This window comes from Dechloromonas sp. HYN0024, from assembly GCF_003441615.1.
GTDB lineage: Bacteria > Pseudomonadota > Gammaproteobacteria > Burkholderiales > Rhodocyclaceae > Azonexus.
In genome coordinates, this window is the sequence record NZ_CP031842.1 from 2,016,854 (window position 1) to 2,030,868 (window position 14,015).

The window sequence follows — 14,015 nt, forward strand, 5'->3', positions numbered from 1 at the left end:
AAAGGAAAAAACATGGGAATTTTGAATTGGATCGGAACGCTGCTGCGCGGTGCACCAAGCCCGGCGCTGGTGGCGTGCCCATCCGGGCCGGCAAGCCAGCTTGGCGAGCCGGAGGTGAAAGACATCAAGGAGAAAGCAATGAGCACGACAGGTTCTGGGCAGGCGTATCACAACAACATGGTCGGGCCGGTGATGCGGGCCGGCGACCTGGCCGCTGCGATCATCGAGGCGGCAAAAATAGATAACCCGGGGAAAGAACTCTTCGTCGACGACAAGCGCGCCTACATCCGTATCCACATGGATCAGGAGATGGTGCTGCAGCGCGCCACCATCGAGGAGGAGTTGGGCCGCCCGTTCAAGATGAACGACCTGGAAGTCGATCTCAGCTCCTTCGCCGGCCAGATCGAAAGCGGCGACAACAGCATCCGTTTCTATTTCATGAAAAAAGTCTAGGCGGCCGCGACTTCACCCGTCCGCCCATAGCAAAAAATCGAGGAGACAAACATGTCAGAACCACAAGTACTCAAGCCGCTCAAGACCTGGAGCCATCTCGCCGCCCGCCGTCGCAAGCCGAGCGAATACGAAATCGTCAGCGCCAACCTGCACTACAACGACAAGCGTCCGGATTCGCCGTACGAACTGTCGCCCACCATGTTCATGAACGAGTGGTACAAGAAGAACACCTTCGGTACCGCCCTCAAACACCCGGACTGGAACGCCTTCCGCGACCCGGAAGAAGTCGTCTACCGCACCTACAACATGATGCAGGACGGCCAGGAGACCTACGTCTTCGGGCTCTTCGACCAGTTCAACCAGCGCGAGCACGATGTCGCGCTCGACCCGCGCTGGGCCGGCACCCTGGCCCGCTATTACACGCCGTCCCGTTACCTGTTCCATACCATCCAGATGGCCTCGGCCTATGTCGGTCAGGTATCGCCGGCCAGCACCATCACCAACTGCAATTACTTCCAGATGGCCGACAGCTTCCGCTGGCTCAGCCACACCGCCTACCGGACCAAGGAGCTGTCAACCGCCTTCCCGGACAAGGGCTTTGCCGTCGATGAGCGCCACTACTGGGAAAACGATCCGGTCTGGCAAGGCTTCCGCGAACTGATGGAAAAGTCGATGACCGTGTGGGATTGGGGTGAAGCCATCGTCGTCCTCAACCTGGTCGCCAAGCCGGCCATCGACGAAGCCGTCCTGCGCCGTCTGGGTGAGTCGGGTCGCCACAATGGCGACACCCTACTCGGCCTGGTGACGGACGCCCAGCTAATTGATGCGGCCCGCCATCGCCGGTGGATTTCCGCCCTGGTCAAGATGGCACTGGAAACGCCGGGTAACCTCGAGCTGATCCAGGGCTGGGTTGCCAAATGGGAGCCGCTGGCCGACAAGGCCATCGATGCCTATTGCACCGGCTTGCCCGACGTCGCCAACGGGGCCGAAGCCGCCAAGGCGGCCACGCGCGACTTCCGCCGCTCGGTCGGCCTGTAATCGTCACGTCACGCGCAGTTTGCGCCAGCACCCGCGGGTGCTGGCGCAAACGCAAGCTTAGTTTTTGGGGTTCCATGATCAAACCAACTATCCGGAACGAGAAAGACGGTGCCACCTGCACCCAGGAGGATGGCGACACCATCCTGCGTGCCGCCCTGCGTGCCGGGCTCGGCTATTCCTACGAGTGCAATTCCGGCGGCTGCGGCGCCTGCAAATTCGAACTCATGGAAGGCGAAATCGAGACCCTGTGGACCGATGCGCCGGGCCTGACCGAGCGCGACCGCAAACGCGGCCGCCATCTCGCCTGCCAGTGCCGGGCGCTCGGACCTGTCAGCATCAAGGCACCGACAGCCGCTGAGTATCAGCCGAAGATTCTGCCCAAACGCCAACGTGCCCGCCTGATCGGAACGCGGGATATCACCCACGATATACGTGAATTCCGATTCCGTTCCGACGACGATGCGGAATTCCTGCCCGGCCAGTTCGCCATGCTGGATTTGCCCGGCATTGCCACCTCGCGGGCATATTCCCTGTCGAATATCGGCAATGAAAAACGGGAATGGCATTTCCAGATTCGCCGTGTATTGCATGGACAGGGTACGCACACCCTGTTCGAAAAACTCGCCGAGGGCGACGAAATCGGCCTTGACGGGCCATATGGCGTGGCCTACCTGCGCACCGACTCGCCACGCGACCTGGTTTGTGTGGCCGGCGGCTCCGGCCTGGCACCGATGATTTCCATCGCGCGCGGCGCGGCCGAGGCCGGACTGCTGGCCGACCGTAAGCTGTACTTCTTCTACGGAGCCCGCACGCCCCGCGATGTCTGCGGCGAAGAAATGTTGCGTGTGCTCGCCGGCTACGGTGACCGGATCGTTTACGTCCCGGTCGTTTCACTACCCGGTGACAACGGCGACTGGCATGGCGAGACCGGCTTCGTCCATGACGCCTTGGCGCGTTCGTTGCCGGCTGAACTGGCCGGTTACGAATTCTATTTCGCCGGCCCGCCGCCGATGATCCAGGCCTTGCAGGAACTGCTCATGGTCGGCCACAAGGTGCCCTTCGAGCAGATTCATTTCGACCGCTTTTTTTGACCCACGCTTGATCCCGGCTGCACCGGGAATTTCAGACGCTTTCTATTCCAATAACAGAGGAGATGACGGGGATGACCACCAGAAAAATCGTTGTAATGGCAGTCGCATCGGCACTGGCCGGCGGCACACAAATGGCCCAGGCGACCGATGTATTTCGCCTTGAGGGATACGGCGCAATCTCGCGCGCCATGGGCGGCACAGCTGTCGCCCACGACGTCGGCCCGGCTGGCATGATGACCAATCCGGCGACGCTGTCGCTGATGGCTGATGGCGACCAGGCGATGGTCGGGCTGGATCTGGTGACCACAGACATCACGGTCCGTAACAAGACGACCGGTGAAACGGTGTCGTCCGACACCCATTCGAATAACCGCGGCCCCTATGTCGCACCAGAGGCAGCATTTACCAAACGGGTCGGCGCCCTGTCCTTCGGCGTCGGTGCCTTCGCCCAGGGTGGTCTGGGAACCGAATATGGCAATGGCAGCTTCCTGTCCAGTGCCAATGGCGGGCTTGCTTCCGGACTAGAGAATTCGAGTCGTCTGCTGGTGCTAAACATCCCCTTTGCCGCGAGCTATCAGGCGACCGATAAATTGACTATCGGCGGCAGCTTGGATGCCATGTGGCAGGGTCTCAACCTAGACTTGCTACTGGGGACCGATCAGGTTCTGGACCTGATTGGTAGCGGACGAGCTACGGGTGGACTAGTACCAGTGCTGGGCGGGATGCTGCCCGCATTGAAAGGTGCCCACTTCAGTCTGACCAAGGACAAGTTCCTGGCCAGCGGCGTCGATGCCTGGGGCTATGGCGGTAAGCTCGGCATGCTCTACAAGGCGACACCGGAAACGACACTGGGTGCCTCCTATACTTTCAAGAGCCAGATGAACGACATGGAAGGCGATGCCACACTGACTGCAGTCACCACGGGTGGCAATGTCGCCCTGAATGGCAAGATCAAAATCCAGGATTTCCAGATGCCCGCCCACATTGATCTGGGTGTTAGCCAGCGACTGGGTTCGCAATGGTTGGTCACTGCCGACATATCACGGGTGTTCTGGAAAGACGTGATGAAGGACATCAAGGTGAACTTTGTTCACGATGGTGGTCTAGGCGATATCAACATTCTTCTACCGCAGGACAACAAGGATCAAACCATCCTGTCGCTGGGCACGGCTTACCAACTGAACGACAGCCTGACGTTGCGCGGTGGTCTGCGCTTCGCCAGCCAGGCGCTACGCTCATCGACACTGTTCGCGGTGATCCCGGCCACCCCGAGAAAGCACCTGTCGGCCGGTCTGACCTACACGCTCTCGAAACAGGCCAAGCTTGATTTCGCTTATTCCCACGCTTTCAAGGAAACCATGGATAACACGAGTCTGCCCAACACCTCGCCACCGATCGAGGTCTCGCACTCGCAGAACAACGCCACGCTCAATTTCCGCTACAGCTTCTAACGGTTTACCCATCCTCCGATGGTTTTTGGGCGAGTAGTTACTCGCCCTTTTTTGCTTTCTGGAATTTGCTCGTATAGTCGCAAGAAAAACGCGCGCGACTTGCTTGATGGCCATGATCGCCGACGCGATTCAATGGAGAGACGATGACCTCAGAATCCTGCCCGCCGGGCAAGGTAACGCAAGCCTCTGTCAAAGGGGTAACACTGGTTTCCGACGATAACCCCGAAGTTCGTCGGCAAAAGCTTGCCCGCATCATTCTTGACGAGATGTACCAGTTTCTCGGTCTGCTCGATATCGATGGCATCGTTCTCGAGATCAACCGGGCGGCACTGGAGGGTGCCGGCGTCTGCCTCGAAGAGGTCGTCGGCAAGCCTTTCTGGGAGGCTCGCTGGTGGGCTGTCTCGGAAGAATCGCGACATCGGGTTCGCGACATGGTCGAGCAGGCCAAGCGAGGTGAGTTCGTACGCTGCGACGTTGAGGTCTTTGGCGACCTGCACGGGGAAAAGACCATATTTGTCGACTTTTCGCTGACGCCCATTCGGGATGACGAAGGGCATGTCGCTTTCCTCCTTCCCGAGGGACGAAACATCTCGGAAAAAATCGCCATCGAGGCCGAATTGACGCGCAAGAATGGGGAGCTGCAGTTGGCCCTGGAGAAGCTGCGCGAAATTGACGGCTTCAAGACAAAATTCTTCGCCAATGTCAGCCACGAACTGAGAACCCCGCTGGCCCTGATTCTCGGGCCGGTCGATCAACTCCTCAAGGAGACCGCGCAGGTCGATGAGCGCGAACGCTTCCGCTTGAAGACCATCAAGCGCAATGCCCAGTCGCTCCTGCATCAGGTCAATGATCTGCTCGACCTGGCACGCATTGATGCGCAACAAATGCCCCTGGCCTACGTTTGCGCCAACGTGATGGCCCTCCTGCGCGATGTGGCGAGCAGCTTTGCGGCAGCCGCCGAAGAGCGGTCTATCGCCCTGCTCGTCGAAGGCGCCGGCGAACTGTATGCCGATGTCGATCGCGCCAAACTGGCCAGAGTGCTGGCCAACCTGCTATCGAATGCCTTCAAGTTCACACCGGCTGGTGGCCGCATCTGCTGCGCCATCACGCGCGTTGCCAACCGTCGTTTTTTGCTCAGCGTGCAGGACAACGGCCCGGGCGTGCCAGCGCAAATGAAGGAGCAGATCTTCTCCCGCTTTGCCCAGGGCCAGGATGGACTATCCGGAAGTGGCAGCGGCCTCGGGCTCAATATCGTCAAGGAATTTGTCGAACTGCACCTCGGTACGGTGGTGGTCCTCGATGCGCCGGGTGGCGGAGCCATCTTCCAGATCGAAATGCCGATGCGCGCACCGAAAGGCGTGTTTGTCCGGGAAAGCACGGAAGAAACCGGCCTGGTCAGCTATCAGGCCATCGACTTTATGGCCCCGCAGAGTCAACCGGCCAGGGACAACAAGCCGGGCTGTAGTCGGATTCTCGTGGTCGAAGATAACCCCGACCTGCGTCACTTCCTCTATGACGTTCTGATTGACGATTACAACGTCACCCTGGCTGAAAATGGGGCCATCGCTTTGGCCATCGCTTTGGAAAACCCACCCGATCTGGTGATCACCGATCTGATGATGCCGTATTTCGACGGTGAGCAATTTGTGCGGGAACTCCGGGCCAGCGAACGCTTCCCGAACGTACCGGTGCTGGTGCTCTCGGCGCGGGCCGATGATGCGCTGCGCGAAACACTGCTTGACGAGCTGGTCCAGGACTACCTGACCAAGCCGTTTTCGCCCCAGGAACTGCGGGCCCGGGTCCGTAATCTGGTCATGGTCAAACGGACGGTTGATATTCTGCAAAAGGAACTCAACTCGCAGGCATCCGACGTTTGCGAATTGACCGCCGGACTGGTCGCCAGTCGCAAGTCGTTGCAGGATGGACTGGTTGCCCTGCAGATTTCGGAACGCCGCTGGCTCGGCCTCTACAAGAACACGGCAGTCGGCATCGCGCTGGCCGACCGCGAGGGACGGATACTTAATGCCAACCCGGCCCTGCAGCACATGCTCGGCTACAACGAGACGGACATTGTCGGAGTTTCATTTGTCGATATTTCTGAAGAATCCCAGCGGGCGATGACCAAGCGCAATGTGCATGGCCTGTTCGATGGCGTGATCGACAGCTACCACGTCCAGAAACGCTACGAGAAACGTAGCGGCGGCTTCCTCTGGGCCAATGTCAGTGCCTCGCTGATCCCTGCGGTAGACCCGGAAGGGCCTAGGCTGGCCGTCATCGTTGAAGACATCAGTTCACGCAAGCAGGCCGAAAGCTCGCTGGCCGTCACCCAGGCAGAACTGGCCAGGGTCGCCCGTTTCACAACCATGGGCGAACTGGTCGCCTCGATTGCCCACGAAGTCAACCAGCCGCTCTCGGCGATCGCCACCAACAGTCAGGCAGCCTTGCGCTGGCTGGCCCGGGAGACCCCTGATCTCGACGAAGTAGTCGCCGCGCTCAAGCGGGTTAACCGCGATGCCAGCCTGGCCGGTGACGTCATTACACGCATCCGGAATTTCCTCAGCATGGGTGGCATCCGGCGAGAGGTACTCGATGTCGGACGCCTGCTCGACGATTTGCTGCTGATGTTGCAATCCCTGCTACAGGAATCGGGCGTCCAGGTCGAGGTATCAATAGCGCCCAATCTGCCCATGTTGCAGGCCGATCTCGTCCAGTTGCAACAGGTCATGCTCAATCTCGTCGTCAATGCCGTCGAGGCCATGCGGGACAAGGCGGTCAACCAGCCTGTCCTGCACATTTCAGTCATTGCCAGCGGGACTGAAGGGGTGCTGTTCAGTTTCATGGATACCGGGTCAGGCATTCCCCCCGATATGGCCGAGAAAATTTTCGACGCATTGTTCTCGACCAAACGCGACGGCCTGGGTATGGGGCTGGCGATCAGCCGCTCGATCATTGAAAACCACGGAGGACGATTGCGGCTGGAGGCGACTGCCGGCACCGGGGCAAATTTCGTCTTCAACATTCCGGTCACCCTATGACAGCCAGCCTGAGCTCACAAATTCCCGTTGTCTATGTCGTTGATGACGATGCCTCCGTCCGTGAATCGCTGAGCAGCCTGATTCGCTCGGCCGGCATGGCGGTCGAGGTCTTTGCCTCGCCTTTCGATTTTCTGGCCAAGAAAAACCTGTCCGAGTTGTCGTGTGTGGTGCTCGATGTGCGCATGCCTGGCCTCGACGGTCTGGCACTACAGGAAAAAATCGTGGCGCTGGGCGGCGAAATACCGATCATCTTCATTACCGGCCATGGCGATGTGCCCCTGGCCGTTCGCGCCATGAAGGCGGGGGCGATTGATTTTCTCAACAAGCCCTTCAAAGACACCGATCTGCTCGAGGCCATCGCCGTGGCGCTGGTGCGGGTCAGCGCAACGGTCAATGAACGTTCCTCGCTGACCAGCCTGCGCCAGCGTTTCGAGACCCTGACCGCGCGCGAAAAGCAGATCATGTTTGCCGTTGCCGAGGGCAAACAGAACAAGGCCATCGCCTATGACCTGTGCGTTACCGAAAGCACGGTCAAAGTCCACAAGCACAACGTAATGTTGAAAATGAATATCCGCTCAGTCGCCGAGTTGACGCTGGCCATTCAGCGCTTGAAGCACATCAGCAAATAGGCCTGCACCAACGAACCTTGGCAACAGCCGTCCGAATCAACGCAACGTCGTACAAGCTGGTGATCAGCTTCGCAATTAACTGAACGGGAACGCTGGTCTTTGCATCCTTGCCGTTGTTGCGAAAAATCAGCTAAAAATCAGAACCATGCGACGAAGGCCCATTATCGTGCTGGCGACAGTCTTTCGTGGGACAATCCCGACCCCGCTGAAGGAAAGATCACCATGCATCCCCGCAACAAGAACGCCGATGGCTACGATTTTGCTGCGCTGGCAGCCACCTCGGCAGCACTGGCCAAGCATATCAAGACGACACAGGCCGGTACGCCGAGTATCGACTTTGCCAACCCGGCTGCGGTCAAGATGCTCAACCGGGCGATCCTCATGCACCACTACGGGGTCAAGGGCTGGGACATTCCGGCCGGGTACCTGTGCCCACCGATTCCCGGTCGCGCCGACTACCTGCACAGCGTCGCCGACCTGCTCGCCACCTGCAACAAGAAGAATATCCCGAGCGGGCCCGGCGTGCGTGTGCTCGACATTGGCACCGGTGCCAATCTCGTCTATCCGCTGATCGGCCATGCCGAGTACGGCTGGTCCTTTCTCGGCGTCGATATCGACGAGGCGGCGCTGCTCAATGCCCAGGCCATCATCGCCAAGAACCCGGAACTTGCCGGCGAGATCGAACTGCGTCATCAGACGGTCTGGGACAACATCTACACCGGCCTGCTGCGCTCGGGCGAAGTCTTCGATCTGTCGATCTGCAACCCGCCTTTCCACAATTCGCCGGATGATGTGCACGCCGTCAGCCAGCGCAAGTGGAACAACCTCAACAAGCCGGGCGCCAAGCGTGGCGCCGCCGAACCGCGCCTCAACTTTGGTGGCGGCGGCAGCGAGTTGTGGTGCAACGGCGGCGAGCGCGCTTTCGTCAAACTGATGATCGAGCAGAGCTGCAACATCCCGAAACGCGTCATGTGGTTCACCAGCCTGCTCTCGCAGGGCGACAACCTGCCGCACATCGAACTGGCCCTCAAAAAGGCCAAGGTGGTCGAATCGCGCATCATCCCGATGGCGCAAGGCCAGAAGCAAAGCCGCCTGATTGCCTGGACCTTCTTTGGCAACGGCGAGCGCGAGAAATGGCGCAAGGAACACTGGTCATCGGCCCCGGCCTTTGGCACCACCGCGCCCGACGCACAACCGGCCTTTGCGCCGGCCGAAACCGTTCCCCCCGCAGCCGACCCTTTATAATTCCGCTTTCTGCCTGGAAACTCGCCCGTGTCCGACCGCCTTGCCGTCCTGCCCCAATACCTGATCCCGAAACAGGCCCTGACCGCCCTTGCCGGCAAGCTGGCATCCAAGGAAGCCGGCAGCCTGACCACCAGCGTCATCCGCTGGTTTGTCGACCGCTACAACGTCAACATGGCTGAGGCAGCAAACCCGGACATCGCCAGCTACAAGAGCTTCAACGAATTTTTCACCCGCCTGCTCAAGGAAGGTGCCCGGCCGCAGGCCGAGGCCGATTTCATCAGCCCGGTCGATGGCGCCATCAGCCAGTTTGGCCCGATAGAACGCGACCAGATATTCCAGGCCAAGGGCCACAGCTATTCGACCACCGCACTGGTCGGCGGCGACCGCGACCTGGCGGCGCAATTTGAAAACGGCAGCTTCGCCACCCTCTACCTCAGCCCGCGCGATTATCACCGCATCCACATGCCCTGTAGCGGCAAGCTGACACGCATGATCTACGTCCCGGGCGAACTGTTCTCGGTCAATCCGACCACGGCCCGTGGCGTACCCGGTCTCTTCGCCCGCAACGAGCGGGTCGTCTGCGTCTTTGATTCGGCCTTCGGCCCCTTCGTGCTGACCCTGGTCGGCGCCACCATCGTCGGCAGCATGGCCACCGTCTGGCACGGCCAGATCAACCCGCCGCGCCCCGGCGTCATTCGCGAATGGCGTTACGATGAGCAAAATATCGTGCTGAACAAGGGCGAGGAAATGGGCCGCTTCCTGCTCGGCTCAACGGTCGTCATGCTCTTCCCGAAAGACACCCTCGCCTTCAACCCGGTATGGTCGCCAACCGGCGCCATCCGCATGGGTGAAACGATGGGCAACAAGCCCGCCTGACCGGGACTATTGCATGCAGATCTGGGTCGATGCCGACGCCTGCCCGGGTGTCATCAAGGAAATCATCTTCCGCGCCGCCGAGCGCCGGCAGATTCACACCATTCTGGTCGCCAACCAGATGATGCGCACCCCGCCCTCTAAATTCATCCGCGCCATCCAGGTGCCGAGTGGTTTTGATGTGGCCGATGCCCACATTGTCGACCAACTGAGCCCGGGCGACCTCGTCGTCACTGCCGACATCCCGCTGGCCTCGCTGGTCATCGGCCGTGGCGCCCACGCCCTCAATCCGCGCGGCGAGATGTACACCACGGCGACCATCCAGGAACGCCTGAGCATGCGCAATTTCATGGAAGAACTGCGCGGCGCCGGCGTTGAAACTGGCGGCCCCAGCGCCTTCAGCCAAGCCGACCGACAGGCTTTCGCCAATCAGCTGGATCGCTTTCTGGCCAAGATTCCAACGGTCTGACGCTGCCTCGAGGTGACCCGACAATCGGGAAGAACACCTGCCCCAACACGCGGCCGACCGTTAATTGAGCCTAAACCCCATCACGTTGCTCATCAGATGCAACTGGGGCTGGCTATCCAGCCAGTCTCGTGCGGCCGAAACCGTCGGACAAACCTCAGTCTGGTAGGACGTGATGCCGCTCGACTCCGGAACCCCCCTGACCAGCGTCGCCAGGGCATCATCTGTGGTGACAAAGACAATGCGGCAATTGGGGTTCGTGTTGTAAGCGCCATATTGGAGGACGGCAACCTCCGTCAGGATTTCTGCGCCCATTTCGTATTCCGTGACTGCCAAAAAATCATTAATGACGTAGCGCGTATCGTCAAAGCGAGCATCACCCTGAATGGTTTCGACCGACTGAACGAGTTCCCATGCGCGTACAACCCCCGAAAAACGGTTGATCACGCCCTCTGGCTCCCAGACTAATTCGTATGCCATTCGTCACCTTGGTAAATGGGTGAATCGACAGTTATGCGGTTCTGCTATTTATTCAGGATAGTACAAATCCCACCCTTTCCCTAACAAATATAGCCATCCCGCGCGCCCGGATAACCCCAAGCTGAATCCGTGCGCCATGCAAAAAGCCCCTGCCGGCTTCCCGACAGGGGCTTTCTCAGATTGCTACCGTCGACCGGAAAAACCGGCCGATGTCGCAAATTACATCTCGACCGTAGCCGCCTGCTCGACAAACTCCGGAATCTGGTCGAAGTTCATGTAGCGGTAGACTTCAGCAGCCTTGGCGTTGACCAGCTTGATCTGCTCCATGTATTCCGCAACGGTCACGATGCGGCCGGCCAGCGCGCACATGGCGGCCAGTTCAGCGGAACCGAGATAAACCTGGGTATCGATACCGAGGCGGTTCGGGAAGTTACGGGTCGAGGTGGAGATCGCGGTGGAACCCTTGCGGATCTGTGCCTGGTTACCCATACACAGCGAACAACCCGGCATTTCCATGCGGGCGCCGGACTTGCCGAGGACGCCGTAGTAGCCTTCTTCGGTCAGGATCAGGGCATCCATCTTGGTCGGCGGAGCGATCCACAGACGGGTCGGGATGTCCGACTTGCCTTCGAGGACCTTACCGGCAGCACGGAAGTGGCCGATGTTGGTCATGCAGGAGCCGATGAAGACTTCGTCGATCTTGGCACCGGCGACTTCGGACAGCAGCTTGACGTCGTCCGGGTCGTTCGGGCAGGCCAGGATCGGCTCGGTGACTTCGGCCAGATCGATTTCGATCACGGCGGCGTACTGGGCGTTGGCATCAGCCTTGAGCAGGGTGCCGTTGGCGATCCAGTCTTCCATGGCGTTGATGCGGCGCTTCAGGGTGCGGGCATCCGAGTAGCCTTCGGCGATCATCCACTTCATCAGGGTGATGTTCGAACGCATGTACTCGACCATCGGTTCCTTGTTCAGGGCGACGGCACAGGCGGCAGCAGAACGCTCGGCGGCGGCATCGGACAGTTCGAAAGCCTGTTCGACCTTGAGGTCCGGCAGACCTTCGATTTCGAGGATGCGGCCGGAGAAGACGTTCTTCTTGCCCTTCTTCTCGACGGTCAGCAGACCAGCCTTGATGGCGTAGTACGGAATGGCGTTAACCAGGTCACGCAGGGTGATGCCTTCCTGCATCTTGCCCTTGAAGCGAACCAGCACAGACTCCGGCATGTCGAGCGGCATGACGCCGGTGGCGGCGGCAAAAGCGACCAGACCGGAGCCGGCCGGGAAGGAGATGCCGATCGGGAAACGGGTATGCGAGTCACCACCGGTACCAACGGTATCCGGCAGCAGCAGGCGGTTCAGCCAGGAGTGGATGACGCCGTCGCCCGGACGCAGCGCAACGCCGCCACGGGTCGAGATGAAGGACGGCAGTTCGCGGTGCATGCGGACGTCGACCAGCTTCGGATAAGCCGCGGTGTGGCAGAAGGACTGCATGACGAGGTCAGCAGAGAAGCCCAGACAGGCCAGATCCTTCAGTTCGTCGCGGGTCATCGGGCCGGTGGTGTCTTGCGAACCAACGGTCGTCATCTTCGGCTCGCAGTAGGTGCCGGGCAGGATGCCGGTGACGCCACAGGCCTTGCCGACCATCTTCTGGGCCAGCGAGTAAGCCTTGCCGTCGTCGGCCGGGTTTTGCGGCAGACGGAACAGGGTGGATTGCGGCAGCTTGAGGAATTCGCGCGCCTTGGTCGTCAGGCCACGCCCGATGATCAGCGGGATACGGCCGCCGGCACGGACTTCGTCCATGATCACGGCAGTCTTCAGCTGGGATTCGGCAATCACGTTACCGTTCTTGAGTGCAGTAACCTTTGCGGTCGCGGCATCGACACGCAGTTCGATCTCGTCGCCCATGTCCATCTGGCCGCAATCGAGTTCGATCGGCAGAGCACCGGCATCTTCCATGGTGTTAAAGAAGATCGGGGCGATCTTGGAGCCGAGACAGACGCCGCCGAAACGCTTGTTCGGGACGAAGGGGATATCTTCGCCGGTGAACCACAGCACCGAGTTGGTGGCGGACTTGCGGGAAGAACCGGTACCGACCACGTCACCGACGTAGGCGATCAGGTTGCCCTTCTTGGCCAGGGCTTCGAGTTGCTTGAGCGGGCCGCGCGAACCCGGCTCGTCGGCTTCAATACCCGGACGCGGGTTCTTCAGCATGGCCAGGGCGTGCAACGGGATGTCAGGACGCGACCAGGCATCCGGGGCCGGCGACAGGTCGTCGGTATTGGTTTCGCCAGTCACCTTGAAAACGGTCAGCTTCTGCGAAGCCGGGACTTCCGGACGCGAGGTGAACCACTCGGCATCGGCCCACGACTGCATGACGGCGACGGCATTGGCGTTGCCAGCCTTGGCCAGTTCGGCGACATCGTGGAAGAAGTCGAAAACCAGCAGGGTCTTCTTCAGGCCTTCGGCGGCAGCGGCGCCACACTCGGCGCTGGCCAGCAGGTCGATCATCGGCTTGACGTTGTAACCGCCGAGCATGGTGCCGAGCAGTTCGGTCGCTTTAACCTTGGAAATCAGGGAACAGGCTTCTTCGCCCTTGGCAACCTTGGCCAGGAACTCGGCCTTGACCTTGGCGGCATCATCGACACCGGCCGGCACGCGGTAGGTGATCAGTTCGACCAGGGCAGCTTCTTCGCCCTTCGGCGGATTTTTCAGCAGGGCGACCAGTTCAGTGGTCTGTTGCTTGGACAGGGGCAGCGGGGGGATACCGAGGGCTGCACGCTCTGCAACGTGGGCGCGATAGGCTTCAAGCACGGCGACTTCCTTTCGTAAAGGGTTGCTCTGGGAAACGAATATTTTACGACAACGGCGGCGGCCTGATAGTTCGAAAAACAACGGCCCGCCACCGTGACTTGCGGGTCTTATATATTTTATATGTTATATCACCCTTAAGGCTAGACCTGATCGGGGCAAACGCGGGTCCATCGCCAACCTGCCTATTATTTAGGCAGAGCCCTCAAAACCATTGTCGCTCAATAGATTACAGCAACTGTCCCGAGCTTATCCACAGCCTTGTCCGACCCTGATGGGGATAAAGATTGCTGATGGCAGCCGTTTCCACAGGCCAGAAATTGTTGCGGCGCGTCATTAAATGCCTGAGCAACTGCGCCGAAACGATGCCGATTCCTGTTTGGCGTCCTGCCTAAATTGGTTTGCCTTTACAATTTGATCGCCCCCCAACGACGATTGCCGAGCACCGA

11 protein-coding genes are annotated in these 14,015 nt (G+C 59.9%); 9 read left to right on the top strand and 2 right to left on the bottom strand.

What is annotated here, in order from left to right; all coding sequences use genetic code 11:
- Positions 1 to 12: 12 nt before the first annotated feature.
- From HYN24_RS09695 to HYN24_RS09735, 9 genes are all read left to right on the top strand, one after another.
- Positions 13 to 453: an MmoB/DmpM family protein gene (locus HYN24_RS09695; RefSeq protein WP_240327650.1), complete on the top strand. Its 441-nt coding sequence runs from the start codon at positions 13 to 15 to the stop codon at positions 451 to 453.
- A gap of 51 nt (positions 454 to 504) precedes the next feature.
- Complete coding sequence (locus HYN24_RS09700) at positions 505 to 1,491, top strand: aromatic/alkene monooxygenase hydroxylase subunit beta (protein ID WP_117609063.1); 987 nt, start codon at positions 505 to 507, stop codon at positions 1,489 to 1,491.
- A 74-nt stretch (positions 1,492 to 1,565) separates the two neighbouring features.
- On the top strand, positions 1,566 to 2,582 hold the full coding sequence (locus HYN24_RS09705; RefSeq protein ID WP_117609064.1) for a 2Fe-2S iron-sulfur cluster-binding protein: 1,017 nt from the start codon (positions 1,566 to 1,568) through the stop codon (positions 2,580 to 2,582).
- Between the two features lie 71 nt (positions 2,583 to 2,653).
- A complete protein-coding gene (locus HYN24_RS09710; RefSeq protein ID WP_117610296.1) occupies positions 2,654 to 4,033 on the top strand; it encodes an OmpP1/FadL family transporter in 1,380 nt (459 codons plus the stop codon).
- A gap of 143 nt (positions 4,034 to 4,176) precedes the next feature.
- Positions 4,177 to 7,068, top strand: coding sequence for an ATP-binding protein (locus HYN24_RS09715; RefSeq protein ID WP_117609065.1), 2,892 nt, complete (start codon positions 4,177 to 4,179; stop codon positions 7,066 to 7,068).
- Positions 7,065 to 7,697, top strand: coding sequence for a response regulator transcription factor (locus HYN24_RS09720; protein WP_117609066.1), 633 nt, complete (start codon positions 7,065 to 7,067; stop codon positions 7,695 to 7,697). The genes HYN24_RS09715 and HYN24_RS09720 overlap by 4 nt, the downstream gene beginning before the upstream one ends.
- Positions 7,698 to 7,919: 222 nt before the next feature.
- A complete protein-coding gene (rlmF, locus tag HYN24_RS09725) occupies positions 7,920 to 8,942 on the top strand; it encodes a 23S rRNA (adenine(1618)-N(6))-methyltransferase RlmF (protein WP_117609067.1) in 1,023 nt (340 codons plus the stop codon).
- A 27-nt stretch (positions 8,943 to 8,969) separates the two neighbouring features.
- The gene (gene asd / locus HYN24_RS09730; protein ID WP_117609068.1) at positions 8,970 to 9,818 is read left to right on the top strand and encodes an archaetidylserine decarboxylase; all 849 of its coding nucleotides are present in this window, start codon (positions 8,970 to 8,972) and stop codon (positions 9,816 to 9,818) included.
- 13 nt (positions 9,819 to 9,831) lie between these two features.
- The gene (locus tag HYN24_RS09735; RefSeq protein ID WP_117609069.1) at positions 9,832 to 10,284 is read left to right on the top strand and encodes a YaiI/YqxD family protein; all 453 of its coding nucleotides are present in this window, start codon (positions 9,832 to 9,834) and stop codon (positions 10,282 to 10,284) included.
- 60 nt (positions 10,285 to 10,344) lie between these two features.
- Here HYN24_RS09735 and HYN24_RS09740 read toward each other — a convergent pair whose 3' ends face one another.
- The gene (locus tag HYN24_RS09740; protein ID WP_117609070.1) at positions 10,345 to 10,761 is read right to left on the bottom strand and encodes a hypothetical protein; all 417 of its coding nucleotides are present in this window, start codon (positions 10,759 to 10,761) and stop codon (positions 10,345 to 10,347) included.
- A gap of 219 nt (positions 10,762 to 10,980) precedes the next feature.
- Positions 10,981 to 13,569 (bottom strand): bifunctional aconitate hydratase 2/2-methylisocitrate dehydratase, encoded by a 2,589-nt coding sequence (locus HYN24_RS09745; protein WP_117609071.1) that lies wholly within the window; start codon positions 13,567 to 13,569, stop codon positions 10,981 to 10,983.
- Between the last annotated feature and the right edge of the window lie 446 nt (positions 13,570 to 14,015).

Bases quoted from the DNA above. Each gene is read 5' to 3' on its own strand.
- HYN24_RS09695 (WP_240327650.1), top strand. From the start codon at position 13: ATGGGAATTTTGAATTGGATCGGAACGCTGCTGCGCGGTGCACCAAGC.
- HYN24_RS09700 (WP_117609063.1), top strand. From the start codon at position 505: ATGTCAGAACCACAAGTACTCAAGCCGCTCAAGACCTGGAGCCATCTC.
- HYN24_RS09705 (WP_117609064.1), top strand. From the start codon at position 1,566: ATGATCAAACCAACTATCCGGAACGAGAAAGACGGTGCCACCTGCACC.
- HYN24_RS09710 (WP_117610296.1), top strand. From the start codon at position 2,654: ATGACCACCAGAAAAATCGTTGTAATGGCAGTCGCATCGGCACTGGCC.
- HYN24_RS09715 (WP_117609065.1), top strand. From the start codon at position 4,177: ATGACCTCAGAATCCTGCCCGCCGGGCAAGGTAACGCAAGCCTCTGTC.
- HYN24_RS09720 (WP_117609066.1), top strand. From the start codon at position 7,065: ATGACAGCCAGCCTGAGCTCACAAATTCCCGTTGTCTATGTCGTTGAT.
- rlmF (WP_117609067.1), top strand. From the start codon at position 7,920: ATGCATCCCCGCAACAAGAACGCCGATGGCTACGATTTTGCTGCGCTG.
- HYN24_RS09735 (WP_117609069.1), top strand. From the start codon at position 9,832: ATGCAGATCTGGGTCGATGCCGACGCCTGCCCGGGTGTCATCAAGGAA.
- HYN24_RS09740 (WP_117609070.1), bottom strand. From the start codon at position 10,761: ATGGCATACGAATTAGTCTGGGAGCCAGAGGGCGTGATCAACCGTTTT.